This window comes from Aquicoccus porphyridii (genome assembly GCF_008369105.1).
Classification (GTDB): Bacteria; Pseudomonadota; Alphaproteobacteria; order Rhodobacterales; family Rhodobacteraceae; genus Aquicoccus; species Aquicoccus porphyridii.
The window spans coordinates 1-1,461 of sequence record NZ_VINQ01000054.1; the positions used below are offsets into that span (position 1 = coordinate 1).

Sequence of the window (1,461 nt, forward strand, 5' to 3'; positions counted from 1 at the left end):
GGGAGTGGACAAAACATGGGGGTCATCTTCGTCGTTGCGGCCCGTGCTAAGGTGAGTTCTTTGCGTGTGGGGCTGCCATGGACGTACGGATTACAATCGAAACTACCTTCGACAACGGGGAGAAGCGCACTCATCAGCTTGACGGCATTTCACGACCCTACCGGGTGACCTGTCCAGACGGGATCGGGTTGCGCCTCGAGGATGGGAAGAGGGTTGTCGAACAGATTCAGCGGGCAATTCTTTGCGATCAGGTTGAGGAAATCATCCGAGAAAGCCGCGTATGCCCGGATTGCGCCTCGGTTCGTGCCATTCATGACTATCGCACGCGCGATCTCGACACGCTCTTTGGGCGGGTTCGGGTCAAAGCCGCGCGCTTGCGCCGCTGTTCGTGTGATGCCAGGTCAGCGGCGATGCCCGGCGGACCTATTTCTCCGCTGGCCTATTTCTTTCCTGACCGGGCTACCCCGGAGCTGCAGCGGCTCCATGCGGAACTCGGGTCCCGGCATTCCTTTCGCGAAGCCGCGCGGCTGATGAAAAGCTTCCTCCCCTGCCATCCGCCCCATCACACCACGGTGCGTGACCGGTTGGGAAGAGTAGCCGCGGGGCTCGAGAAAAGTCGAAGGGCATCAGGCGATCCCGCTGAAGCACTTCCCAAAGGGGGTTTGACGGTTTTTCTGGACGGTGCGCATATCCGCTGTCGACCGGAGTATCAGCAGCGACACCTGGATCTTGTGGTCGGTAAGATTGAAAGTCGCAATATGTGCCGACGATTTGGCTTGGTCGCCAATGCGACGGCATCGCCAGGCAGCCGGATGCGAGAAGAGCTGTCAGACTTTGGATGGAAGCCGGGCCGTCTGTTGACGGTAATCTCTGATGGCGAGCTTGCTCTCCCGAACCTCATACGGAATGCCATGGGTGGCGACGGCCAGGTGAAGCATATCCTCGACTGGTGGCACATCTCGATGCGTATTCGACATGTCGAGGCCGCCGTTCAGGGTCTGGTCCAGATACCGGGATTCACTGGAATTCCGGTGCTGTTCCAGCGCCCCGCGAAAAGCCTTCGCTGGTGGCTGTGGCATGGCAGAGCACGGGTCGCGGAAACTTATCTGAAAGGGCTCATGCACGATTGCACCCGCCTTGCGGAAGAACCTTTGGCTGTCCGCACCGCTGCCGCTCGTGTGCAGGCCCGATGCGGGACACTGTACACCTATCTCGCGAACAACATGGAATCCCTTGTCGACTATGGCCGACGGTACCGTAACGGGCTGCCCATCTCGTCATCTCGTGCCGAAGGATCAGTCGATGACATTGCCAATGCCCGCATGGGAAAGCGCAGAAGGATGCGGTGGTCGCCCAAAGGGGCTCACCGAGTAGCCGTCACAAGGGCCGCAGTTCTCGATGGTCGGCTGACCGTCGCAAACAGAAAACGCGCCGCATGACCCCCATGTTTTGTCCACTCCC

1 protein-coding gene is annotated in these 1,461 nt (G+C 59.7%); it reads left to right on the plus strand.

What is annotated here, in order from left to right; all coding sequences use genetic code 11:
* Window positions 1–77: 77 nt before the first annotated feature.
* Entirely contained in the window at window positions 78–1,439 is a 1,362-nt protein-coding gene (locus FLO80_RS21675) for an ISKra4 family transposase (protein WP_040182552.1), read from the plus strand.
* Window positions 1,440–1,461 lie beyond the last annotated feature (22 nt).